We start from the raw sequence: 23172 nt of genomic DNA, 5'->3' as shown, positions 1-23172 counted from the left end.
GCCGCCCAACAAGAGCTTGAGGTGGCCCGAAAAGGAAAGAATGCCTCTCGGGCAGCGGCCCCTGCTGGCCACTCTCTGCAATAGTTGTCACCAAGTGTACACCATCTCGTGCTCAGGCACAACTCCCCGACGAGCCGGTGTCAACAGAAACCACATTGAGCAGGGAGGCCGTATTTTGAGCAAGCGTATAGAGCAGGGTACCACTGGTAGGATCAGACTGAGCACTGCGCAGAGAGGCAAACAAACCTGGAGAGGCGTACTGTCCTGTAAGCTGCACTAAGATACTGTTCGAATCAGAAGTGCCACCAGCCGAGCCACCGCCGAGCGGCGTAAACGCGAGCACGCGATGGGTAGCACTATCAGCTACATAGAGATGGGGAATATGATTCACCAGCCCCGATGAGAGAGTGGCCCTGTTCGAGGCCAGCAGAGGGACAGGACCTTGCTGCGCTGGCACGGTGACGGTCGGCACAGGAGTGGCCGCAGTGAAGCTTTGACCGCTGACCGGCAGCGCACTGGGAATGGGACGCTGTACCTGCACGGGAACTGGTACCGGCTCTTGAGCCTTGCCTGACGTGTACTGCAGGCTCTGCACGCTGCCATCTCCCAGTAAGAGGAAGAGCTGATTGTTGGGGAAAGCGGCCAAACTCACCACATTGGCCGAGATCGGAAGCGGTGCCTGCTTGACCGTCAGCTTGGTGCGATCGAAGTCGACAATCTGGGCACTGTTGGGAGCCTGTTTAGAAGAGAAGACCACATAGACATCGCTATCCCAGGCCGCAATGAGCGACGGGACCTGACCATTGGAAGTCAAGGCTGTATCGATCGGGGCGGTTTTGGCCTTTGTCTGGCCAGCTGGCAGGGTAGCCAGCTCATAGCTGACAGAGGCTGCGCCCTGGCTCTGGCCGGTGCGAGCGATGACGAGATAGAGCTGCGAACCATCATTAGCGCTCGCTACACCGAGCACGTTTCCACCAACATCAAGACGATTCTGCAGGCTATACTGATGATTAACCTGCATCAGGGGGTAGAGCTGACTATCTTCACCTAAGGCGTATAAGAGCGTTTTCCCCTTTTGTTGCAGAATTGCCAGACTGCGGGCCCGGGTGGCAATGCTCCCGGTATTGATTGGGCTCACTTCGGTGCTGGAGCAGGGGAGGGAAGTAATGCCAAAACGCTTATTGTAGGCAACCAGGGCAGCCTGAGCGCGGCTGGTCAGCAATCGTTGAAGATTGGTGAGCTGCGTTCGCTGAGCCTCTGAGAGCGTCACGCCCTGGAGCGAGTGCAGAGACTGCTGGGCGTTCGCCAGATCTTGCAGAGCGCGAACAGGATCGCCACTCAGCTCACCCGCAGCGCGGTTGACCAGAGTAGTCGCCTGGGCCAGGACCTGATCGGGATCGGGGCCTTGGCGGAGCACCAGGTAGTAGACTGCTCCGATGACCAGCGCCAGGAGAACGACCGTGAGCAGGGCCACATTGAGAAAGAAGATTCGTCCCCGCCTTCGGCGCTTAGGCAGAGGCAAGGCAGGAGCGGCCACTGCTGCCGCATCTGCCAGAGCGGGCGTCGGGCGAGCAGAGAAAGAGAAGGTGCCACTGTGGCCATTGCCATAGCGTGCCCCCGCCTGGCCAGCCGAAGAAGCCAGCGAAGTCTCTAGAATCGCTGTATCCTCCTCGGGTCCACCGACGGCCACAGGGCGCCGCTGGCGAGGAGGCGGCTCGACTCCCACCTCGTTGACGCGGATCACAATCGCCGTGATATTGTCTGGACCCCCATTTTCATTAGCGCGCTCGACCAGGTGATAGACGCTCTCCTGGGGAACGAAGCGATTGACAATCTCCTGAAGCTCATCCTCAGTAATCAGCCCGGAGAGGCCATCGGTGCAAAGGACCAGCGAGTCCCCTTCCTGCAGTGGCTCGGTGAAAATATCGATCTCGACATCGGGTTGTGTGCCCAGCGAGCGAGTGATCACATTGCGCTGCGCGTGAGTACGGGCCTGATCCTCAGTCAGCAAGCCTGCGCGTACCTGTTCGGCAACCCAGGAGTGATCCTGAGAGATCTGCTTGACCGTCTTGCCGCGGATCAGATAAGCGCGGCTATCGCCCACATTGGCAATATAGGCCATATTCCCGCGCAGCACCGCTGCCACGCAGGTTGTGCCCATGCCGCTGCGCAGCATATTCTCGGCTGCGCGCTGATGAATGGCGGCATTGGCGCGCTTAATGGCGCGGACCAGGGCGACCGGAACCTCATCGCTGTCGTCCTGATAGTATGCCGTGCTAACAGTGTCTACGGCAATCTCGCTTGCCACCTCCCCCGCCGCATGACCGCCCATGCCATCGGCCACAATGAACAGTGAGCCTTTGGTCGCCATCACCTGGGGGTCCTTGGGGATGACATAGGCCATATTGTCTTCATTGTGCTCACGCTTGCGGCCAACGTCTGTTAGCTGTGCAACGTCGAGACGGAGTTGTTTGGCCAAAGCACTTCTCTCCCGTACTTGATAGCTCGCGATTGAGTGATGTGCACACTAGGCAATTCCGAGACTTTAGGCTATATTACACCGACGCCGAGAAAAACGCAACGCATGGGAAAGGCATAGCAAGGCCGAGTAGAAGCCGCGCCACCAGGCCCAATCTCGGCAGCAACCCAACCAGCCCCTCTACGCTGGCCGGGTCCTCCCCAGTACGAGCAAGCAGGTAGCATTACTGGCCACGGCCTGGCCCTGCCCTTCCGCTCTGTTGCCAGCAGTTCCTTTCCCTCTCGGGATGATCCTCCTGTCCGGTCTCAGGCTGGCTCGCTCGGCGAACGGCCAGGCTACTTTAGAGAGAGCCGGCCAGGAGGAGAGGAATGCTTCCTTTTTTGCATTGTATACAGGCAAGGGGCTGCGGTCAAGAAAGCTGGCCTGAGTGGTTCTGGTGACAGCGGGAGAGCCAGGCCCGGCTAGCTCAAGAGCAGCAACGTTCTGCTGCCCTCGCCAGTGCGCTGAGCAAGTGCCAGGACTCTTTCTTCTCGTCCATCCAGCGGAGACGGTCGCTTTGAGGGAAGCAGGATTCCCTGTGTCTAAAGGACAGGGCCATGCGTTTATCCGTAATAGGGTGGTGGTAGCAGGCGGTCTACATGCCAGCAAATCAAACGAGCGTTGGCAAGCTGAGCCACAGCCCTCGCTCGGGAAGCGAGAGCAGACAAAGGGCGGGTGAAAAGGCCCAGAGCTGTTACCAGATCAGCCTACAAGCCGTTCTTCTGGCAGGTTATAGCGGCTGCTATAGCATAAAATAGGGAACAGGCTCTTCGAAGAGGGGCAGCAGTTGTGATGCATATTGGAATCAATGCCCAGCTCTTATCGTACAGCCAGAGCTATCGTAATAGTGGAGTGAGCCGCTACATTCGCCGGTTGCTAGAGGGACTGGCCCAGGAACCTGGTGAGTATAGCTATACTATCTTTGTTAATGGCCATGAGGTGGAGGAGCGGTTAGCCGCGGTGGCACGCCATCCGCAGCTCACCTACGTGAGCGCTCCCTGGCCGGAAGAGCGACCAGCAATGCGCGTGGCCTGGGAGCAGCTGAAGCTGCCAGGCGAGCTGCGCCAGCGGCGAATTCAGCTACTGCACTCGCCGGTGAACGTGCTTCCTTTCCGATTGCCAGCGGACTGCCAGGGAGTGGTGACCCTCCATGACCTGGCCTTTCTCCGCTTCCCGGAGGTTCTGACAGGCACGAAACGGCTCTATCAACGCACCTTTACGTTACATAGCCTGCGCCGCGCTAGGCTGATCATCGCGGTCTCAGAAAGCACGCGCCGCGATGCCATCGAGCTGCTCTCTCTGCCGGCAGAGCGCCTGCGCACCGTCTACCCCTGCATTGACGCCCGCTTCACCGCCGGTCAGCGAGACGAGCAGGCAGTACGGGCGCTCCGCGCTCGCTATGGGCTTGAGAGCGGGTTTATTCTCTATCTTGGGACGCTAGAACCACGCAAAAATCTCGATACACTGATTGAGGCTTTTGCTCGCTTGAAACGCCAGCAGGGCATTGGCGAGAAGCTCGTGCTGGCGGGGAGCAAAGGCTGGCTCTATGACTCGATTTTTGCCCGCGTTCGCAGCCTGGGGCTTGAGTCAGAAGTCCTATGCCCGGGTTTCATTGCGGACAGCGAGCAGGTTTTATGGTATCATGCAGCCACGGCCTTTGCTTATCCCTCCCTCTACGAAGGGTTCGGACTGCCGGTGGCGGAGGCGCTGGCCTGCGGGCTGCCGGTGGTCACCTCTACTGTCTCCAGCTTGCCTGAAGCGGGTGCCGGCGTGGCCCTGACGGTAGAGCCGCGCGATGTGGATGCCCTGGCAAACGCCCTGTATCGGGCACTCAGCGACGATGCTTATCGGCAGCACTGCCGCGCAATGGCCAGCATGGTGGCAGAGCGCTTCTCACTGCGTACAATGGCCCGCCAGCTGCGAGCCATCTATGAAGAGGCCCTCAGCGGGAAGCTGCCGGAGCCACAGCAGCCTGAGCCGTGGCCGCAACGCAAGGAGCAACATGTTTCTTCACTGGAGTGACAAAACGTTCAATAAAGCAGGAATATGGCCGTGAAAGGTAGCGAACTCTCACAAGCACAGCTCTCCAGAACGCCAGCAGCGGGTCCGGTGAGCACAAAACCGGGGACCTCGGCAGAGGTCACAGCTTCAGCAGCAGGAGCCAGTATGATGGCAGGGAACACGGGGAGTATGGGAGTGACAGGGGCTACTGGCCAGCTAACCCGCATTATCTCACAGCGGCGCTCCCACCGCCGCCAGTGGCGCCTTCTTGAGTGCCTCGTGATGGTGCTGCTGGACGCTACGCTCGTCGCGATTTCGTTCTATCTCGCTTACCTTATCCGTTTTCAACTGCTGTTTGAAAGCCCCTGGCTCGATCGCCTGCGCCGCGCCCTCACCGACGGCAGCCCTGGCCATGCCACATTTATCCCGCTCGATAAGCTGACCGAGATGCAGGTCGGCATCGTGATCGGGGCCATCGCTATCTTCGCCATCCGCGGTCTCTATCAGCTGCGCCTGACTGGTACCTGGTTCCGCCAGATGTGGGCGATCATTAGCTCGGCCACGATTGGCATGGCTTTCTTGATCACCTACTACTTCGTCTTTCAGCCGACAGCGAATTCGCGCTTGCTGGTCCCTTTTGTCTGGGCCACTTCGATTGTGCTGCTCTGTCTGGGACGCCTGATCGCTTCGGCTATTATGGGTACGCTCTACCAGCTCGGTTTGGGAGAGACCAGGGTGTTGGTGGTTGGTTCGGGTCGCCTGGCTAAGATGATTATGCAGCATATCACGGCAAATCCCAGCCTGGGCTACTCGATCGTGGGTTTCCTCCACGACCTGGAGAACCCCCCTGGCGATTTCGGTCGCTTTAAGATGTTGGGGACCCTGGATGATCTGGGCATGGCCATCCGCTCGATGCAGGTCGATGAGGTGATTATCGCTTTGCCCTCCCACCTGCATGAGCAGGTGATCAGGACCGTGCGCCTCTGCGAGCGGTTGGGTACTTCTTTTAAGTTGATCCCCGACCTCTATGAGCTGAGCCTTTCACGCATCGATATGGAGTCGATTGAGGGTATCCCCCTCATCGGCATCCGGCAGTCTTCCCTCAATCGCTGGCAGCGGGCCGTCACGCGGGCTGTCGATATCGCGGTCTCCAGCCTGATCCTGCTTGTGGGCGCGCCACTCTGGTTGTGTATCGCCCTGGCCATCCGTCTGGATTCGCCCGGCAGTGTGATCTATAAGTCGACGCGCATCGGGCTGAATGGCAAGCCTTTCCAGATGTATAAGTTCCGCTCGATGTATCAGAATGCTGACCAGATGCTGACGGCTCTGCTCGATCGCAATGAGGCTCAGGGGCCGCTCTTCAAAATGCGGGCCGATCCGCGCATAACGCGCGTTGGGCGTCTTCTGCGCAAGCTGAGCCTGGATGAGATTCCTCAGTTTATCAATGTGCTTAAAGGAGAGATGAGCCTGGTCGGCCCTCGCCCGGCTCTGCCGCGCGAGGTGGCTCAGTACGAGGAGTGGCAGAAAGGCAGGTTGGCCATTAAGCCGGGGATCTCCGGCCTCTGGCAGGTACGTGGGCGCAGCGATTTGAGCTTCGACGAGGGCGTCTTGCTCGACCTGTACTACATCGAGAACTGGTCGCTACGCCTCTACTTCCAGATCCTGTTTGGCACGATTCCTGCGGTCATTTTCAGGCGGGGTGCATACTAGAAACGATGAGAGTGGCGCTCGTCCATGACTATCTGAATCAGATGGGGGGTGCAGAGCGCGTCGTTCTGGCGCTCCATGAACTGTTTCCCGACGCCCCCCTCTATACTTCTATTTTTGACCCGAAACGGGTCGATCCTGCCTTTCGGCGGATGGATATCCGTACTTCCTTTATGCAGCAGTTCCCGCTGGTGACGAGCCATCATCAGCCCTATTTGCCTTTTTACTCTTACGCGATGGAAAGCCTGGATCTGCGCGGCTACGATCTGGTGCTGAGTAGTTCCAGCGCCTTCGCCAAAGGGGTGATTACGCGCCCGGAGACGCTGCATATTTGTTATTGCCATACGCCAATGCGCTGGTGCTGGAATTATGAGGAGTATGTCGAGCGCGAGCAGCTGGGACGCCTGGCGCGCAGCCTCCTGCCGTTTTTGGTGAGTCGGCTGCGTCTCTGGGATCAGGTGACGGCGGCCCGCGTTGACCACTTTATCGCTAATTCCCCCGTGGTGGCGGAGCGCATCCGCAAGTATTATCGCCGCGAGGCGGTGGTCATTCCGCCGCCAGTCGATGCCAGCCGCTTCAAGTTTGAGCCGCAAGCCAGGGGCGACTATTTTTTGATTGTGAGCCGTCTGGTCCCTTATAAGCGCATTGATCTGGCCATCGAGGCCTGCAATGCTTTACGCCTGCCGTTGGTCATTATTGGAAAGGGGCGCGATCTGCCACGGCTGCAACGGCTGGCCGGGCCGACGATCCGCTTCGCCGGTCAACTCAGCGATGCGGAGGTGCTGGACTACTTTGCCCACTGCCGGGCCCTGCTTTTTCCGGGCGAGGAGGATTTTGGTATCACGCCGCTCGAGGCCCAGGCTTCAGGCCGCCCTGTCATTGCCTATGGAGCTGGCGGCGCCCTGGCCTCCGTCATTGAGGGCGTGACCGGGGTCTTTTTCCGCGAGCAGACGGTAGAGAGCCTGGCCGCCGTGCTGGCTACCTTCGATGAACGAGCCTTCGATCCCTATACGATTCGTGAGCACGCGCTGGAGTTCGATAAGCCGCGTTTCCAGCGCCGCATGCTCCAATTCATCGAGGCGAAACTGGCAGAACGGCGATCGCACGAGCAGACTCTTACGCTCCCTTCAGTCGTAGCGCGCGATAAACCGCGGGGGGAAGCTGGAACCCCGGGAGTGCTCTAGCGGCAGGAAAGCCCGCTCCTGTTGGCTTCTCTTACCTATGCCAACCACGCCAAGAAGAAGAGAGGAAGGATAGTTAATCGTGGAATTGCGAGCTTATTGGGGTGTCGTCAGGCGCCGTCTCTGGCTCGTTCTCCTGGTGGTTATTATTGCCGCTCTCTATGTGGCTTACCAGGGCTATCAGCTGTGGAAGACGCCCGGGGCGCTGAAAGCCTACCACTCGACGGTGACGATTCAGGTGGGCTTGCAACCAGCCCCTCGCAGCATGATTCCTAGCTATATTGAAGATATGCAGGTGGCTGAGTCATTGGCCGATGCCGTGCCAAGCGTGGTTACGATGCCTGGCTTTGATAAGGCCGTCTCGGATCAGATCGCTCAGGATATGCCAGCTATCCAGGCGCGCTACGGGAATAATCCCGATCTGGGCGACTGGCAGAGTGTGAGCGCCATTGGCGGGGCCCTTTCGACAAGCCGCTCGCATAATCTGGTGACCATCGATGTCACCTGGCCTACAGCTCCCGGAGCCTGGGCGATCGCTAACGCCGTGGGCGAGGTTCTGACAAGCCACCTGAATACCTATCTCGACTATATCATTGAGGGCACGTCCTCTGCCAGTCCTACTACTCAGCAGCTGCAACCGGCAGCTCTTGGACGCCTGGTGAGTCCCGCGTCCGATCCCGCGCTCGGGTCCGGTTCGGCAGGCAATCGCCTGACGCTTTTGGCCGCGATCATGCTCGTGGCTCTTATCATTGGGCTGGCCCTGGCTTTCCTGGTAGACTACCTGGATGATCGCTTGCGCAGCGCCGAGGAAGTGGTTGAGCTGCTAGAGCTGCCCGTCTATGGCGAATTGCCCCGGGCGCCACGCGCTGGGGAGCAGCGAGAGCGACGGCGGGTTCCCCCCGCCTCGGTGGCCTGAGCCGGTCGAGCCGACGCTGAAGGGCAACCTTTTAGTGAGTCGCGCAAGGAACCACACCACGTTTTGCTATCTGGCTCTTGCTTTTATGATTAGGCGGAGCGACCGGAGCAGGAGGCAAGAGACGAGTTGAGAGCGGTGACAAACAATGGCTGGTCAGGTAGTTCCCGGAGAGAGGAGCAGCCTGGCCGCCTGACCTTCTGGCAGCTCGGGAGAGTGTATCGTGGGTGAATCACATACGCAGATGCAACCTTTGCTATCGGATTATGATCCTGGTTCAGCCTATGTAGAGGCAGTTTTCTCGCTATTCGCTACAATCCGCCTGAACTGGGAGAGCCAGCAGCAGTCTCTGGCTCTTCTGCTGACCAGTCCTTCTCATCCAGAGGCACAGGCAACAGTGGCAGCCAATTTGTCCATTGCTTCGGCTCAAAGTGGCCTGCCAACAGTTCTGATTGAGGCTGATGTGCGCCACCCCGGATTGGGCCAGCGCTTCGGCCTGAGCCAGGGACCAGGCCTCTCGGACTTGCTCATGCAGGATCAGGTCTTGACTCCACCTCTGGTGAGCCGCTATCTGACGCCAACCTTTCTGCCTCACCTCTGGCTGCTGAGCAGCGGTACGGGTGAGATGCCGCATGGGATGGCCCCTTATGCAGCTCGCTTGCCAGAGCTGCTCCAGAACCTGCGCCGCTTTCTGGAGGAGGGCCAGGGCCAACCAGGCTTGCTGGTGGTGCACGGAGCCCCTGCTTTGGAGGGCGCCGATGCTTCGCTGCTGGGTGCCTGTGTTGATCAGACCTTCCTGGTAGTCGTGCTGGGGCGGAGTACCAGGACAGCCGCAAAGAGAGCAAGCGAGCAGCTCAAGCGCGCCCACGCCCGCTTGAGTGGGGTCATTCTGACACAGGGATGAGTTGGTGGCGCTTTTCTCTGGCTCGTCTCTCGCAAGCAAGCTGTCTGACCTGACCTGGCCTGGCTTGCCTCTCAGGTGGTTCTCCAGTGATAATGTCATTAAGATAAGAGCAGTGAACGTGAAAGCGAGAAAGTTCGGAAGCAGGTGGCGCCTCCCACAGTGCGCTAGCCGCTACCGTGGGCAGTCAAAGAGTGACACATGTGGATAGAGCCAGCTATTGTGAAGCTATAGCCAGCAGGAGGATCACATGCCAGGACGCAGGGACTGGGATGAAGAGTCTCAGGAGCGCTACGAAGAGGATTTTGCGGAGTTTGAGATGGCCGACGGGGCCAATGGTCGGAGCCGTCGCCGCCGTCGGTCGGCTGCGCGGGGATCTCCTGCCGCCTGGCCACTTCCTGATGATGTCGACTTTGAGCCAGAGCGTCCTCGCAGGCGTAAATGGCGTTGGTGGTGGGCCGCTGTTGCGCTGGTCATCTGTGGAATCTGCGGCTTCATGGGGACCTTTGCCGCCGTCAACTTGGGTATTGGCCTGAACCTTAGTAAGGATGCCGCAGTGACGGCAAGCAACTTCCTTGCCGCACTGGGAACGCAGGATTACGCTCAGGCCTATCGCTATCTTGGTCCCCCGATGACACTCCAACCAGGCGCTCAGAGCAGCTTCATTGCTCAAGCCCAGCGCTACGACGCCTGCTTTGGCACAGTTGTAGACTATAAGCAGGTCGAGGATACGACCGTTATCCAAGACAATACGTGGAGCTCCACCTACGAGATTACCCGGAGTAAGCTCCCACATAGCTATCGCCTGACGCTAACGCTGCAGGAGGATAGCAATCATCAGTGGAGAATTATAGACTATCAAAGTGAGGGAGCAGATAACGCTTTGGCTCCTTCTCAGCCGGCCTGTCAATGAGAGGTCGGCTCTCTTCTGACGCAAGCAAACGGCTTCTGGAAAAGAGCGCGTTATGCCCAGCCTGCAAAGCGTCCTGTTCCGCCATCTTGTGCGCCTTGGCTCGCTCAGCAATCGAGCAGACGTCAGCATCGCCCAGCTACGAGCAAGCATAGAGAAAGGGAGCTGGTTCCTTTCTCTCTCGGTCCCTTGTGGCACAGCGAGCGAGCCGGTTTCTGCGGGAGGAATTCCAGCCGAGTGGGTCTTGCCACCGGGCCAGCGCCGCCGCGGCACAGTCATGTTCGTGCACGGCGGGGCGTTCGTCATGGGTTCTCCGCGCAGTCACCGTGGCCTGGCAGCCCGTACAGCGGCAGCAGCGCAGCTGCGAGCGCTCGTCATCGACTATCGCCTGGCTCCCGAGTACCCTTTCCCGGCAGCGCTCGAGGATACGCTGACCGCCTACCGCTGGTTGCTTAGGGAGCACTGCCAGTCTTCAGAGGTCGTTCTGGCCGGCGATTCCGCCGGAGGCAATCTTGTCCTGGCCACCCTGCTGGCCCTGAGAGCCGCTGGCGAGGCTTTGCCGGCGGCAGCCGTCTGTCTATCGCCCGCCACAGCCCTGGATGGCAAGGGTGAGTCGCTGCGCACACATGCCGGGCGTGATCCAGTTCTACGGGCTGAGACTGTTGGTCCCCTGGTAGCCGCCTATGTGGGAAACCACGATCCGGCGGAGCCGCTGCTTTCCCCGCTCTACGCTGATTTGCATGGCCTGCCGCCGCTGCTCTTGCAGGTAGGCAGCGATGAGATTCTGCTCAGCGATGTGCTTGCTTTTGCTGAGCGTGCGCGCCAGGCCGGTGTAGCCGTCGAGCTGGAGGTCTGGGAAGGCATGTGGCACGTCTGGCAAATCGCTGCTCCCTGGATGCCCGAGGCCACCCGCGCTATCCAGCACATTGGCGCTTTTATCCAGCGTCAGCTTGCTAGCCGGGCACGAGCCGCCTGAGAGGCCGCCTCAGCAAGCGAGAGCAGTAGACAGAGTAGCAGACCAGCAGCAGGCAAGAGGGCGTTATCGCTCTTCCGGGCGAAGAGCCAGAGCTACTCTTTCCTGCCTGCTGCTTCTTTGAGGACACGTCGCCGGCCAGCCTCTCTGCATTTCTCCTCCAGGCTGCGCACGACAGAGGCAAGGCAGAAGGAACCTCAGCCCGAAGAGGCAGCCATCAGTTTACCAGGCCTGGCGTGGATGAGGCAGTGGTCTGAGAGCAAGCGGTAGGTCCCACTACCACTAGTACCAGTTGAGCAGATTGTCTTTGACCGCGCGCGCGATGATCAGGCGCTGGACCTGGCTGGTTCCCTCGACGATCGTGAGCTGGCGTGCATCGCGATAGAAGCGCTCGGTCAGTGACTCATGCATGTAGCCCAGGCCCCCCATGATCTGGAGCGCTTTATCGCAGGCTTCGACAGCGGTCTCTGTGGCAAAGGCCTTGGCCATCGAGAGGAAATGAGCATGCTCGCGGTCGGCTTTCCCTTCATCAACCAGCAGAGCAGCCTGATAGGTGAGGAGGCGTGAGGCTTCGATGCGCATGGCCACCTCGGCAATCATCATCTGAATGGTCTGGTGCTCAATCAGCGGCTGGCCAAAGGTTTGACGCTGACGCGCGTAGTCAACAGCATACTGAATAGCGCCTTCGGCAGTGCCGACACCGCGCGCCGCAACGCAAGGACGAACCGAATTGAGGTTCCACATGATGAGCTTGAACCCCTCGTTCTCCCGCCCTACCAGGTTGCGGGCCGGTACCCGTGCCTCCTCAAAGATCAGTTCACAGGTAGGAACCCCATGCACGCCCATCTTGCGATCCTCTCTCCCCACACGGAAACCGGGCGTGTCACGATCGACGATGAAGACACTGAAGCCGCGAGAACCAGCCTGGGGGTCGGTTTTGGCGGCAACGAGGAAGAAATCGGCGACGCTGGCCCCTGAGATGTAACATTTGGTGCCAGTAAGAATATATTCGTCTCCCTTTCTTACAGCGCGAGTGGCAATATTGGCCGAGTCGGAGCCGGCCCCCGGCTCGGTGAGGCCGAAGGCGCCACGCAGCTCGCCGCGCGCTGTTCCCGCACAGTATTTCTGCTTCTGTTCTTCAGTGCCCCCTTTGAGAATGGCGCTGGTGGAGAGGCGTGTCAGGAGAAGAATGAGGGCACAGGCATTGTCGACCTTGGCAACTTCCTCCACGGCCAGGGCCAGGCCAAAGATGCCAGCGCCACTGCCTCCTAATTCTTCGGGGAAGCCCAGGCCCAAGAGGCCAGTCTCCTTATAGACCTGGAAAATATCCTCGGGATAGATCCCAGTATCATCAAGCTCAGGTGCGCGAGGCGCAACGACCTCCCTGGCGATGCGTCTGGCGGTATCTCGAATTAATTGCTGCTCCTCAGTCAAGTAGAAATTCATCGCGCGTAGACTCCTTTACTGCAGCCGGAGATCCAGACAGGATGAGCAGCGACAAGACCTCTGCGGTTCCGAGGCGGCAACGAGCGCCACTGCTCCTGCGGCCCATTATATCCCACGGTCACCGCCGGGCGCCAGACAGCCAGAGGATGGGGACAGGGTCGACTTGCCAGATCGGGTGTGGCAAAGCTATAATCGCAGTGATAGAGTAGGTAAGAGAAGGGCTTGACAGGTGCTGCCATGCGCCTGCTATCCGGTCCTCAGTGTCTGGGCATCTAACGAGATATTCAGCATCCCACGAGGGAAAGGTAGCAGCCGAGGGAGATATGACAAGGTATCCGTCGTTTTGGGAGAAGATACCGCAACCGATTATTGGGCTAGCCCCGATGGATGGGGTAACAGATGCACCATGCCGTACCATGCATGGTCTCTATGGGCGGCCCGATCTCGTGATTACCGAATTTACCAACGTCGAGGGCTTGTGGCGGGGCAGCGATCGCATCTTTCGCGATTTTCTCTACACGCCTGCCGAGCGGCCCGTGGTTGCACAGATCTTCGGCAATAACCCGGAGTCCTTCTATCGCGCCGCTCACGTGGCCTGCGAGCTGGGCTTCGACGGCGTCGATATCAATATGGGCTGCCCCGCCAAGAGTGTGGCCAATCGTGGTAGCGGTGCGGCCCTGATCCGCACACCGGAGTTAGCCAAAGAGATCATTCGGGCCACTCAGCGGGGTGTGCGCGACTGGGCGAACGGCCAGACGCTAGAGGATCTGGGAATGGAGCCGGAGCGCATCCAGCGCATTCGGCAGATGAATGAGGAGCGCATCCATCTCTGGGGCGACCAGCCACGCAGCGAGCGGCGGCTGATCCCGGTCTCGGTGAAGACCCGCCTGGGCTACGATTCGATCGTCATCAAGGACTGGGTACGGCATCTGCTGGAGACCGAGCCGTTTGCCATTTCGCTGCACGGGCGGACATTGGTGCAACATTATAAGGGTGAGGCAAACTGGGAGGCGATCGCCACCGCTGCCGAGATCGTGCGTCAGACGGATACTCTGATTCTCGGCAACGGCGACATCCACTCGCTCTACGAAGCGGCCAAACGCATTCGCGCGACAGGGGTGCATGGGGTATTGATCGGGCGCGCTACCCTGGGTAATCCCTGGATCTTCCACGATCGCGAGCGTATGAAGAGCCTGTTGCAGGCAGGCATTGAGCCAACGGAGGCCGACCTGCCTCCTCCGAATCCGAGCCGTGAGGAGCGCCTGCTCATGGCCCTGGAACATGCTCGCGTCTATACCAGGCTCAAGGGCGAGGACCACTTCGTCGAGCTGCGTAAGCATATGGGCTGGTACCTGGGCCATTTTCCGGGTGCGAAATATGTCCGCAACGCCCTGGTGCACGTCAATAGTCTGGCGGAGGTGGAGGCCATCATCTATCAGGCGTTGGAGAACCCACATGCCTTCTCAGGGCATGACGGCGAGGAGGAAACGGTCGTCGAAGAGGCAGTATCCACACTCGATCTCAGCTGCGCCTGCTAAGCTCTGGGTGAAGTCTCCTCCTTTCTCACTCAGGGCCGGGTTACTGGAGATAGTCGGTGGGATCAGGGATGCCTGCCAGCTGGAAGGCTTCTTTACGCTCATTGCAGGTACCACAGGTACCGCAGTGTTTCTCTCCCCCTTTGTAGCAGCTCCAGGTCTCAGCAAAGGGGACACCGAGCGCCGCGCCAAGGCTGACAATCTGCTCTTTTTTGAGGTGAGCAAAGGACGCTTCCAGATGCAGGCGGGGATGACCGTGCCCTTCGACAGCCAGACGTTCCATCGCTCCAAAGGCCTCGATAAAGGCCGGGCGGCAGTCAGGATAGATAAAGTGATCGCCGGCATGGGCAGCAAAGGCTACTACCTCCGCCTCCTCGGCCACGGCAATTCCGTAGGCAATGGCGAGCATGATGGCATTCCGATTGGGTACTACTGTGACGGCCATGTTGGCAGCGGCATAGTGCCCGTCAGGAACGGCCACGCTTTCGTCGGTCAAGGCCGAGCCTTTCAAGTGCTGGCCTAGCTGCCGCAGATCGAGGAGCGAAAAGGCTGCCTCCAGCCGCTGGGCACAGCGCTCGGCAAAAAGCAGCTCTTTGCGATGGCGCTGGCCATAGTCAAACGAAAGCAGATGGAGCTGATAGCCCTGGGCATGGAGCAAATGGGCCAGAGTAACGCTATCAAGCCCCCCGCTGACAACGGCAATCGCTTTAGGACGGGACATGCTTGCTTCTCCTTCCAGTTGTTGACCCTCACGCTGACCCGGTCAGGCGCGCCGGATGCGCTTGATACGGATGCTTCCGGCCTTCGTTTGCCGAGCGACCTCAATGGCGCTGGGCCATGCCGGCTGCCACCTGCCTGAGAGCAGCAGTCGCCGGGGTAGAGCGATGATGACTTTTGCTCTTGATATTGTACGCAGGTCCACACGGCCTGTGAAGAGCTGAAGGCAGGCGGCTATTTGTAGAGTGAGCGACAAGAAAGGATGAGTCCATTGCGAGTATCGTTCTGGTTCGTGACAATCGCAGCTCTATTTGTGACCTGCTTGATTACCGCTAATATTATCGCTGTCAAGATTATCGCCGTGGCGGGCCTGCTCGTGCCCGCCGGCATCATTGTCTTCCCATTGAGTTATCTGTTCGGCGATGTCCTGACGGAAGTCTACGGTTATGCGGCTGCGCGGCGCGTCATCTGGCTTGGCTTCGCCTGCAACCTGCTGGCGGTGATCGCAATTTTCGTGGGAGGGCTAGCGCCCGCCGCCTCTTTCTGGAAGCTGCAGGCCGCCTACAGTGCCATCCTCGGTTTTACCCCGCGTCTGCTGCTCGGCTCTTTCGTGGCCTACCTTTGCGGCGAGTTCGCCAATTCGTTCGTCCTGGCAAAGCTTAAGATTCTGACGAAAGGGCGCTGGCTCTGGACGCGGACGATCGGCTCGACGTTCGTGGGCGAGGGACTGGATACGTTGATCTTCATCAGTATCGCCTTCTGGGGTGTGATTCCACCTGCCGAGATGCTGACGGCAATGCTCACGCAGTGGCTTTTTAAGGTGGGCTACGAGGTAGTGGCAACCCCACTGACCTACGTGGTCGTCAATTTCCTCAAGAAACACGAGCAGCTCGACACATTCGATTACAACACTAATTTTAGTCCGATTCTGCTCTCGCGCTAGCCTAGGCAACAGTCGTCAGGGTCGCAGCAGGTGATCGTCAGCGAGAGAGGCCTTTTCCCACCGAGCGATTTCGCCGGTCAACCAGAAGGGAGGCGGCGGGCCGGGCCTCTCTCACACCGACGCCGACGGAGCCGATTACAGGCTACTCCCTGTCATGTGGCGCCGATATTCAGGACGTGGGCCGCTATAGCTGGGAGCGGCATATTCGGCGAAGATAATCGTTTTGATATTGCCCCGTACATTGAAGTCCCCGGCCACACGCATCCAGCGCGGCCCCAACAGCGTCACCAGGTCGTTCAAAATGGTATTGGTGGCAGCCTCATGGCTGATCTGCCGATCGCGATAGCCATTGATATAGAGCTTGAGGCTCTTTAGCTCAACCACCGAGCGGTCGGGAACATAATCGATGACGATGGTGGCGAAGTCGGGGAAGCCCGAGCGCGGGCAGAGACAGGTGAACTCAGGAATCTCCAGATGAATGACGTAGTCGCGCTCCGGGTTCGGATTGGGCCAGGCTTCCAGGCGATTGGTAGCAATCTCTTTCAGACCGTAGCGGTCCGGCAGGCGCGCTTGTTGCTGCTCTTCACTCATACGAGAATGACCTCCGATTCTTCAGCCAGAACAAGGAACGTCAGTAAAGTGGGGCGAGCTGCCTTGAGACACAGCTCGCAAGCAAGAAGAGAGCAGAGACAGTCGCAGCTGCCCCTGCTCTGCTTTATAGCGATCAGTGCACTACTTGAACGGTAACAATTGACGAAGCTCGCGAGAGAATCGTAGCATATCCACGCTGAGGAGTCCAGGGCTGCCGGGCACTCCGGTATCTGGCTAGAACAAGCTTTCCCCCTTATGGCTGACGCTCTCCCTGCCGACAAGAGATATTGTAGAGATATTTATCTATATCGATTATTGTTGAGCTATGCGCCGAAGGCTCCTGCTTTCCTCTCGCTGCCTCAGCAGCCTGTCAGCGATAGGGAGAGAGAAAGCAGCGGGTCTTTTCTACCTGGTGAGCCTATTTTGTAGGACATGGTTAACAAGGCCAGATCAATGAAACCTGTGTATGAAGCATATACACCTGCGGCTCGCCTGGCCCTGCACTATGCACGAGAAGAGGCCAGTAAACGACACCGCAGGTTAATTGGCAATGAGCAACTGCTGCTAGGCATCTTGCGCCTCAACGATCCCCTCATCGGCCAACTGCTGACCTCCTTCATGCTGCGGCCTGCCCTGCTCCAGCACATGATCGAGGCTCTGGATCGGCCCCGCAAGCGCGGCTTTGCACGCCGTCAGACGCTGTCTCCAGCAGCGCGGGCGGCTTTACGTGCCGCCGCTCTTCATGCCAGGAAACTAGGAGCAACCTCTATTGCACCAGAGCACCTGCTTCTGGGCCTGCTCAGCGTCCAGGATCGTCAGGCTGCTCTGCTCCTGGGTTTGCTAGAGGGCTTTGGCATTACCTGTGCCAGCGTACGGGCCCGCTTGCAGGCCCTGGCTACGCCAGCTTCAGCACCACCCGATCAAGCCGCCGTTGCCTCTGAACAGACCAGCGAGACAGGCGCTCAAGAGAGTTCCACCCCCACTCTCGCTACGGACTCGTCGGCCTGCCCAGCCAGCGACCTTCAGGCGAGTTACCGTGAACGCTACGAGCGTACCCCGGAGCTGAACAGCGTTAGCCATGATCTGACGCTGGCAGCACTAGAAGGGCACCTGGACCCCTTGATTGGGCGCGAGGCAGAATTGACGCGCACGATCCAGATCCTGCTGCGCTATACGAAGAATAATCCCTTGCTTCTGGGTCCGGCAGGCAGCGGCAAGACCGCCATTGTCGAGGGGTTAGCCGCCTATATTGCCACCGGCGCCGTGCCAGAATGTCTACAAGGTAAACGAGTCGTGGCCCTCGACATTGGTCTACTGGTAGCCGGGACACGCTATCGCGGCGATCTGGAAGAGCGCGTACAAGGCGTTATGGCGGAAATCAAGGAGGCCGGCGACATTCTTCTCTTTATCGATGAGATTCATATGCTCATCGGTGCCGGCGGACCAGCCAGCTCCCCGAACGTGGCCAATTTGCTCAAGCCTCTGCTGGCACGCGGACACCTGCAATGTATTGGAGCCACCACCTTTGAGGAGTACGCCCGCTATTTCGAGCAGGACGCCGCGTTAGCCAGGCGCTTCCAGCCTGTGATCATCGCTGAACCGGACGCCGCCGAGACGCTGGAAATCCTGGAGGCGCTGCGTCCCCGCTACGAAGCTTTCCACCAGGTGATCATCAGCGACGAGGCATTGAAGGCTGCAGTGCGCCTCTCGGGGCGCTACCTTGCCGGACGCGCCCAGCCAGATAAAGCCATTGACCTGATCGACGAAGCAGCCGCCGCGCTACGGCTGCGCCAGATCTTGCCGCCGCCAGATCTGCGGCAACTCCACGAGGAGTTAGCCCGTCTGCGAGCGCAGCGAGAGGCCGCTCTCTGGCAGCAGCGCTTCCCCGCCGCGCTAGCATTACGTCGGCAAGAGCAGCAACTCCTGCGCCAGGCGCTGGGGATAGAGAGCGAGTGGCTGAAGCAGAGACTAGCAGGCGCCGCAGATACAGACACAGCTACCACAGACGCGCACCCGCGTGTTGACGAGGAGGCCGTTGCCGCAGTGGTGGCTCAGTGGACAGGACTGCGGGTGACCTTCCCAGGCGGCGCAGAGGCCCAGTATTTGCTCTCTCTGGAGCGCCTCCTCCAGCAACGAGTCGCCGGTCAAGAAGAAGCCATCAGCACCGTGGCCCGAGCAGTGCGCCGCGCGCGCAGCAACCTGCGTGATCCACGGCGTCCGGCAGCCTCTTTTCTCTTCATCGGCCCCAGCGGTGTCGGCAAGAGCCATCTGGCAACAGCCCTGGCCGAGGTACTGACAGGAGACGAGCGCTCATTGATTGCTCTGGATATGGCTGCCTTCACGGAACGCCAGCAGGTACAGCGCCTGCTCGGCAGTCCACCGGGCTACCAGGGCTACGCAGAGTCCGACCTATTGAGCGAGGCCATTCGCCAGCGGCCAGCCAGCATCGTGCTCTTCGAGGGCATAGAAAAAGCCCATCCAGCCTTGCTCGATCTGCTCTTACAGGTCCTGGAGGATGGGCATCTGAGCGATGGACAGGGGCGCCTGGTGGACTTTCGCGAAGCCATCATTATTCTCACCACCAGCCTGCCGCACTCCTCAGCCCCAGCGACTCCGCCTGGCTTTGGGCGCGCCTTCCCACAGAGCAGACCACTGCGAGCCCGCCAGTGGCAACAGCTTCTCACTCAGCTCCAGCGGAGCTTTCGGCCCGAGCTGCTCAACCGACTCGACGCCATTCTCCCCTTCCACCCGCTCAAGCAAGAGCATCTTGGCCAGATCATAGACCAATTGCTGAGTGCTACCTCCCAGCGCCTGGCAGGACTCGGTATCAGCCTGGAAACCAGCGCAGCGGCCCGCGACTACCTCCTCAAGCGAAGCCAGCAGCAGCTACTCACTGAAGGGGCCCGCCCTCTGCGGCAGCTTGTGCGTCACGAAGTGGAAGATCGCCTCAGCGAGGCCCTGCTGCGAGGCGAGATCGGAAGCAGCGATCACCTTCTCCTGGTCCTGGACCAGGACAGGGGCCATTTGCACCTGGAACGGCAGCCCCTATCTCAGTCCCAACAGCAATCAACTGAGTCGCTTCCTTCCTCAACAGACAGCGCTGGAGACTCAGCAGTCCGCCCCTGGTTAGAGATCTCGGATCACAGTGCAGCCTGATCTTCAGGAGAGGCAGCTCAGCCCACTCAAGGAAAGGCCCGCCGTAGAAGAGAGCGCTCGCCCTCAGCATTCAGCTTCATCCTGCTAAGCGTTACAGCTCCCACGGCGGGCACCCTCTCACGCCCCCTCTTCCATTGGCGGCAAGAATTGCCTTCTGGAACCGTCCCAGGCGCCCCCAGCAGACTGGCATCCTCACCCTCTTAACAGAGTCTTCCTATCCCTTCGGCAAACTTTAACCCGCCCTTAAAGGGGCTTAACGCGCCATTAAAGGACCATTAAAGCGACAACTGTACAATTCGGGTGGTGCGGAAAAGAGCCAGGGCCCGCCCGAACAAAGAGCGGCCCGGCAGAGGTCGGCAATCCTCCGGCCTGTCCGCCGATCAGCTCATCTATTTTCCCGCTGCCGTCGCGCCACGGCAGCGTTAGTGAGGAGGGGAAACCAGCGCTATGACACAGTTCACACCTTCACCCAGCCATCGAGGGCGCCTGCAACTGAGATATCTCAGCGCTCTCCTGCTGCTGGGCCTGCTGGCCCTACTGGCAGCCTGCGGCAACAACAGCAACTCCAGCGGAGGCACTACCACAGGCAGCAATAGCAACACCTGCCCTTCGACCAAGCAGCTTACGGGCGCTGGATCGACGTTTGACAATCCTTTATTCTCAAAAATGTTCCAGGAATATCCAAAAGTCAATTGTGGCATCAACGTAAATTATCAGGCGGTAGGGAGTGGAGCTGGTATCAATAACCTGCTGCAACACATCGTCGATTTTGGCGCTACCGATGCGCCGATGACCACCGATCAGCTGAACAAGAGCACCAGCGGTCCAATTCTGCACATCCCGATCACGATTGGAGCGGTGGCCATCTCCTACAACCTGAGCGGAGTCAGCCAGCTCAAGCTCACGGGGCCGATTCTGGCGGCCATCTACCAAGGCAAGATCACCAGCTGGGATGACCCCCAGATCAAAGCGATCAACAGCGGCGTTAATCTGCCCCATAAGAACATCACCGTCGTTCACCGCTCGGACGGCAGCGGCACCACCAGCATCTTCACGCACTATCTCTCGGCCATCAGCCCAGACTGGCAGAGCAAGGTCGGAGCTGGCACAACCGTGAACTGGCCTACGGGTGTCGGTGCAAAGGGGAGCTCTGGAGTAGCCGGGCAGATCAAGAACACCGACGGCGCCATTGGCTACGTTGAGCTGACCTACGTCCTCGCCAACAACATCCCCTACGCGCAGCTCCAGAACGCTGCCGGCAAGTTCGTAGCGCCCTCGCTCGACAGCGCCAAGGCTGACGCAGAGAGCTTCACCTCCATCCCGGCGGACCTACGCTTCTACATCGTCAATGGCAGCGGCGACAACGCCTATCCGATCACTGGCTTCTCATGGGTCGTGGTCTACCAGAATCAGAGCAACAGCGACAAGGGGCAAGCTCTGGCGCGTCTGCTCTGGTGGATGGTCCACGATGGGCAGCAGTATGCGCAACCGCTCAACTACGTGCCATTGCCAGACACGATCGTCAGCAAAGACGAGGCCCAGATCAAGGCCATACGTTGTGGCAGTAGCGCCTGCTACAGCGGTTCCTAACGGACGAGTGCCTTGGCGAGTTGAGTCACCGCGCCGGTCGCAAGGAAGACAAGTCCAGGCAGGGGACTGTATCCCACAAAGATCAGCCCCTGCCTCATCACCAAGGGAGAGAGAGCCAGGGGAGGGTGCATGATCCAAGAGAGAGTCAGTCTTAGTAAAGCACGACAGCAGTGGATACGTTGGCAACGGCTGCTACGAGCGCAGCGACCCGGGGACCTCTTCTTTCGCGGTATCACCCTGCTGTTCGTTCTGATCGTCCTCGGGCTGGTCGCGGGCACAGCCTGGATTCTCATCAGCAACTCGCTGCCCACCATCAGACGCTTCGGCTTCAGCTTCCTGACCAACAAGGCTTTCGATCCAGTCCACGACAGCTATGGGGTCTTGCCGGCCATCTTCGGCACCCTGATCACCTCGGCCTTTGCCCTCATCTTCGCCGTACCGCTGGGCGTGGGGGCCTCCATCTTCTTAGTTGACTTCTGCCCGCGTCCACTTCGGCTGGTCCTGGCTTTTCTGATCGACCTGCTGGCCGCTATCCCCAGTGTCATCTACGGCCTCTGGGGCTTTCTCGTGCTCGCCCCCTGGCTACACAACAACGGCGAACCCTGGCTACAACAGCATCTGGGCTTCCTTCCGCTTTTTCAGGGGCAACCAGAGGGCGTCGGCTACCTTGGAGCTGGCATCATTTTGACGATGATGGTCTTGCCCCTCATCATCTCGGTCTCACGCGAAGTCATGCTGGTGACCCCCGTCGCTCAGCGCGAGGCTCTGCTCGCGCTGGGGGCCACGCGCTGGGAGGTCATTCGCCACGCAGTACTTCCCTTCGCGCGTGTAGGCATCCTGGGTGGTGTCATTCTGGCCCTGGGACGAGCCCTCGGCGAGACGATGGCCGTCACCATGATCGTCGGCAACCAGGCCAACGAGCCAAGCCTGAGCCTCTTTACACCCGGCTATACCCTGGCCAGCGTCATCGCTAACCAGTTTGGCGAAGCGACGCCCGGCCTCTTTCTCTCAGCCATCATCGAAGCTGGTCTCATCCTTTTCATCATCACCTTGATCACTAATATCCTGGCACGCTGGTTGATCGCCAGCCTCCAGCGCCAGGCCCAAGGAAGAAGCAGAGGAGGGCGCCTATGAGCGTGCCTATGCCAACATCTTCTTCGCCAGCTCTGCAGTCAGGAGAGAGCCGCCTTCACCCGCTCCAGGCCACACGCTCCTCCCTGACCCTACGGCGGCGCCTGGTGAACGCCCTGATCGTTCTTCTCACCACCCTGGCGGCCCTTTTCGCCGCCGGGCTGTTGGTCTATCTGCTCTGCTACGTGCTGAGCCAGGGTCTGCGCTACATCAACCTCGACTTCTTTACGCAGCTGCCAACCCCGAACGGAGAACCGGGCGGCGGCATGGGCGAGGCCTTCCAGGGTAGCCTGATTCTCATCGCTTTGGCCTCCCTGATGGGCGTTCCGCTGGGGCTGTTCACCGGCATCTACCTGGCCGAATTCGGGCGCGGGCCTTTTGCCCAAGGAGTGCGCTTTCTGGTTGACGTCCTCAACGGCATCCCCACCATCATCTTTGGTTTGCTGGCCTGGGTCCTGATTGTCATCCCCATGCAAACCTTCTCGGGTCTGGCTGGCGGCTTCGCCCTTGGCATGATCATGATCCCCATCGTGACACGCACATCGGAGGACGTGCTCCGCCTGGTACCGCGCGAGCTACGCGAGGCTTCGCTGGCTCTCGGAGCCACGGAGGCGCGCACTATCCTGCAGGTAGTGCTCCCCGCGGCGCGCAGCGGGATCATCACGGGCGTGGTGCTGGCGATGGCGCGTGTAGCCGGGGAGACGGCCCCCCTGCTGATGACCGCTTTTGGAACGACGTTCTGGAACACCGACGTCACTCAGCCAATGGATGCTCTGCCACTGCGCATCTTCCAGTTCACGCTCAGCCCCTATCAACAACAGGTCAATCAAGCCTACGCTGGCGCCTTTGTGCTCATCGTCCTGATCCTCCTCGCCTCCCTGGCCGTGCGCCTGGCCACAGGCGGCTTCAAGCAACGGTGAGCAGCGAGATGTAAGCAGTCAGTCAGACAGGCAGGTAGG

The 23172-nt window shown here is 59.6% G+C and carries 18 protein-coding genes; 13 read left to right on the top strand and 5 right to left on the bottom strand.

Going from position 1 to position 23172, the window contains the following annotated elements; all coding sequences use genetic code 11:
- Positions 1-112: 112 nt before the first annotated feature.
- The gene (locus N688_RS04655; protein ID WP_052888193.1) at positions 113-2479 is read right to left on the bottom strand and encodes a Stp1/IreP family PP2C-type Ser/Thr phosphatase; all 2367 of its coding nucleotides are present in this window, start codon (positions 2477-2479) and stop codon (positions 113-115) included.
- A gap of 831 nt (positions 2480-3310) precedes the next feature.
- Here N688_RS04655 and N688_RS04650 point away from each other — a divergent pair.
- The 7 genes from N688_RS04650 (at position 3311) to N688_RS04620 (ending at position 11107) form a co-directional block, all read left to right on the top strand.
- Positions 3311-4540 (top strand): glycosyltransferase family 4 protein, encoded by a 1230-nt coding sequence (locus tag N688_RS04650; RefSeq protein ID WP_052888192.1) that lies wholly within the window; start codon positions 3311-3313, stop codon positions 4538-4540.
- A 144-nt stretch (positions 4541-4684) separates the two neighbouring features.
- Positions 4685-6229, top strand: a complete 1545-nt coding sequence (locus tag N688_RS04645; RefSeq protein WP_162179489.1) for a sugar transferase — start codon at positions 4685-4687, stop codon at positions 6227-6229.
- A 5-nt stretch (positions 6230-6234) separates the two neighbouring features.
- Positions 6235-7410, top strand: a complete 1176-nt coding sequence (locus N688_RS04640) for a glycosyltransferase (RefSeq protein WP_052888190.1) — start codon at positions 6235-6237, stop codon at positions 7408-7410.
- 79 nt (positions 7411-7489) lie between these two features.
- Positions 7490-8323 carry a YveK family protein gene (locus N688_RS04635; protein WP_052888189.1) on the top strand — a complete coding sequence of 278 codons (834 nt, stop codon included), beginning with the start codon at positions 7490-7492 and terminating at the stop codon, positions 8321-8323.
- Positions 8324-8543: 220 nt separating this feature from the next.
- The gene (locus N688_RS04630; protein WP_156025294.1) at positions 8544-9224 is read left to right on the top strand and encodes a CpsD/CapB family tyrosine-protein kinase; all 681 of its coding nucleotides are present in this window, start codon (positions 8544-8546) and stop codon (positions 9222-9224) included.
- A 247-nt stretch (positions 9225-9471) separates the two neighbouring features.
- Complete coding sequence (locus tag N688_RS04625) at positions 9472-10134, top strand: hypothetical protein (protein ID WP_052888187.1); 663 nt, start codon at positions 9472-9474, stop codon at positions 10132-10134.
- A 52-nt stretch (positions 10135-10186) separates the two neighbouring features.
- Positions 10187-11107 carry an alpha/beta hydrolase gene (locus N688_RS04620; RefSeq protein ID WP_052888186.1) on the top strand — a complete coding sequence of 307 codons (921 nt, stop codon included), beginning with the start codon at positions 10187-10189 and terminating at the stop codon, positions 11105-11107.
- 279 nt (positions 11108-11386) lie between these two features.
- On the opposite strand, the gene N688_RS04615 is transcribed toward N688_RS04620, so the two are convergent.
- Together N688_RS04615 and N688_RS04610 are read right to left on the bottom strand one after the other, a co-directional pair.
- Positions 11387-12550, bottom strand: a complete 1164-nt coding sequence (locus N688_RS04615; protein WP_052888185.1) for an acyl-CoA dehydrogenase family protein — start codon at positions 12548-12550, stop codon at positions 11387-11389.
- Positions 12547-12789: a hypothetical protein gene (locus N688_RS04610; protein WP_052888184.1), complete on the bottom strand. Its 243-nt coding sequence runs from the start codon at positions 12787-12789 to the stop codon at positions 12547-12549. The genes N688_RS04615 and N688_RS04610 overlap by 4 nt, the downstream gene beginning before the upstream one ends.
- 84 nt (positions 12790-12873) lie before the next feature.
- Here N688_RS04610 and N688_RS04605 point away from each other — a divergent pair, with 84 nt between their 5' ends.
- On the top strand, positions 12874-14088 hold the full coding sequence (locus tag N688_RS04605) for a tRNA dihydrouridine synthase (RefSeq protein ID WP_081838516.1): 1215 nt from the start codon (positions 12874-12876) through the stop codon (positions 14086-14088).
- A gap of 40 nt (positions 14089-14128) precedes the next feature.
- On the opposite strand, the gene queC is transcribed toward N688_RS04605, so the two are convergent.
- Positions 14129-14806, bottom strand: a complete 678-nt coding sequence (gene queC / locus N688_RS04600) for a 7-cyano-7-deazaguanine synthase QueC (RefSeq protein ID WP_052888182.1) — start codon at positions 14804-14806, stop codon at positions 14129-14131.
- A gap of 267 nt (positions 14807-15073) precedes the next feature.
- On the opposite strand from queC, the gene N688_RS04595 reads away from it, so the two are divergent.
- Positions 15074-15745, top strand: coding sequence for a queuosine precursor transporter (locus N688_RS04595; protein ID WP_052891371.1), 672 nt, complete (start codon positions 15074-15076; stop codon positions 15743-15745).
- Positions 15746-15880: 135 nt separating this feature from the next.
- Here N688_RS04595 and queF read toward each other — a convergent pair whose 3' ends face one another.
- The gene (gene queF, locus N688_RS04590; protein ID WP_081838515.1) at positions 15881-16336 is read right to left on the bottom strand and encodes a preQ(1) synthase; all 456 of its coding nucleotides are present in this window, start codon (positions 16334-16336) and stop codon (positions 15881-15883) included.
- Positions 16337-16789: 453 nt separating this feature from the next.
- On the opposite strand from queF, the gene N688_RS04585 reads away from it, so the two are divergent.
- From N688_RS04585 to pstA, 4 genes are all read left to right on the top strand, one after another.
- Entirely contained in the window at positions 16790-19492 is a 2703-nt protein-coding gene (locus N688_RS04585) for an AAA family ATPase (protein WP_162179488.1), read from the top strand.
- 447 nt (positions 19493-19939) lie between these two features.
- The gene (gene pstS, locus N688_RS04580; RefSeq protein ID WP_052888180.1) at positions 19940-21082 is read left to right on the top strand and encodes a phosphate ABC transporter substrate-binding protein PstS; all 1143 of its coding nucleotides are present in this window, start codon (positions 19940-19942) and stop codon (positions 21080-21082) included.
- Positions 21083-21211: 129 nt separating this feature from the next.
- Positions 21212-22216: a phosphate ABC transporter permease subunit PstC gene (gene pstC / locus N688_RS04575; RefSeq protein ID WP_081838513.1), complete on the top strand. Its 1005-nt coding sequence runs from the start codon at positions 21212-21214 to the stop codon at positions 22214-22216.
- Positions 22213-23133, top strand: coding sequence for a phosphate ABC transporter permease PstA (pstA, locus tag N688_RS04570; protein ID WP_052888179.1), 921 nt, complete (start codon positions 22213-22215; stop codon positions 23131-23133). The genes pstC and pstA overlap by 4 nt, the downstream gene beginning before the upstream one ends.
- The last annotated feature ends 39 nt before the right edge of the window (positions 23134-23172 follow it).

This window comes from Thermogemmatispora carboxidivorans (assembly GCF_000702505.1).
GTDB lineage: Bacteria > Chloroflexota > Ktedonobacteria > Ktedonobacterales > Ktedonobacteraceae > Thermogemmatispora > Thermogemmatispora carboxidivorans.
Note: the sequence above shows the minus strand (reverse complement) of the source record. Positions and strands in the feature narration are given on the sequence as shown.

What these genes read in the sequence shown, in the direction of transcription:
- N688_RS04645 (WP_162179489.1), top strand. Translation starts at nt 4,685, where the DNA reads ATGATGGCAGGGAACACGGGGAGTATGGGAGTGACAGGGGCTACTGGC.
- pstC (WP_081838513.1), top strand. Translation starts at nt 21,212, where the DNA reads ATGATCCAAGAGAGAGTCAGTCTTAGTAAAGCACGACAGCAGTGGATA.
- N688_RS04610 (WP_052888184.1), bottom strand. Translation starts at nt 12,789, where the DNA reads ATGGCAGCACCTGTCAAGCCCTTCTCTTACCTACTCTATCACTGCGAT.
- N688_RS04585 (WP_162179488.1), top strand. Translation starts at nt 16,790, where the DNA reads ATGAAACCTGTGTATGAAGCATATACACCTGCGGCTCGCCTGGCCCTG.
- pstA (WP_052888179.1), top strand. Translation starts at nt 22,213, where the DNA reads ATGAGCGTGCCTATGCCAACATCTTCTTCGCCAGCTCTGCAGTCAGGA.
- queC (WP_052888182.1), bottom strand. Translation starts at nt 14,806, where the DNA reads ATGTCCCGTCCTAAAGCGATTGCCGTTGTCAGCGGGGGGCTTGATAGC.
- N688_RS04615 (WP_052888185.1), bottom strand. Translation starts at nt 12,550, where the DNA reads ATGAATTTCTACTTGACTGAGGAGCAGCAATTAATTCGAGATACCGCC.
- queF (WP_081838515.1), bottom strand. Translation starts at nt 16,336, where the DNA reads ATGAGTGAAGAGCAGCAACAAGCGCGCCTGCCGGACCGCTACGGTCTG.
- N688_RS04625 (WP_052888187.1), top strand. Translation starts at nt 9,472, where the DNA reads ATGCCAGGACGCAGGGACTGGGATGAAGAGTCTCAGGAGCGCTACGAA.
- pstS (WP_052888180.1), top strand. Translation starts at nt 19,940, where the DNA reads ATGACACAGTTCACACCTTCACCCAGCCATCGAGGGCGCCTGCAACTG.
- N688_RS04650 (WP_052888192.1), top strand. Translation starts at nt 3,311, where the DNA reads ATGCATATTGGAATCAATGCCCAGCTCTTATCGTACAGCCAGAGCTAT.
- N688_RS04605 (WP_081838516.1), top strand. Translation starts at nt 12,874, where the DNA reads ATGACAAGGTATCCGTCGTTTTGGGAGAAGATACCGCAACCGATTATT.
- N688_RS04640 (WP_052888190.1), top strand. Translation starts at nt 6,235, where the DNA reads ATGAGAGTGGCGCTCGTCCATGACTATCTGAATCAGATGGGGGGTGCA.
- N688_RS04620 (WP_052888186.1), top strand. Translation starts at nt 10,187, where the DNA reads ATGCCCAGCCTGCAAAGCGTCCTGTTCCGCCATCTTGTGCGCCTTGGC.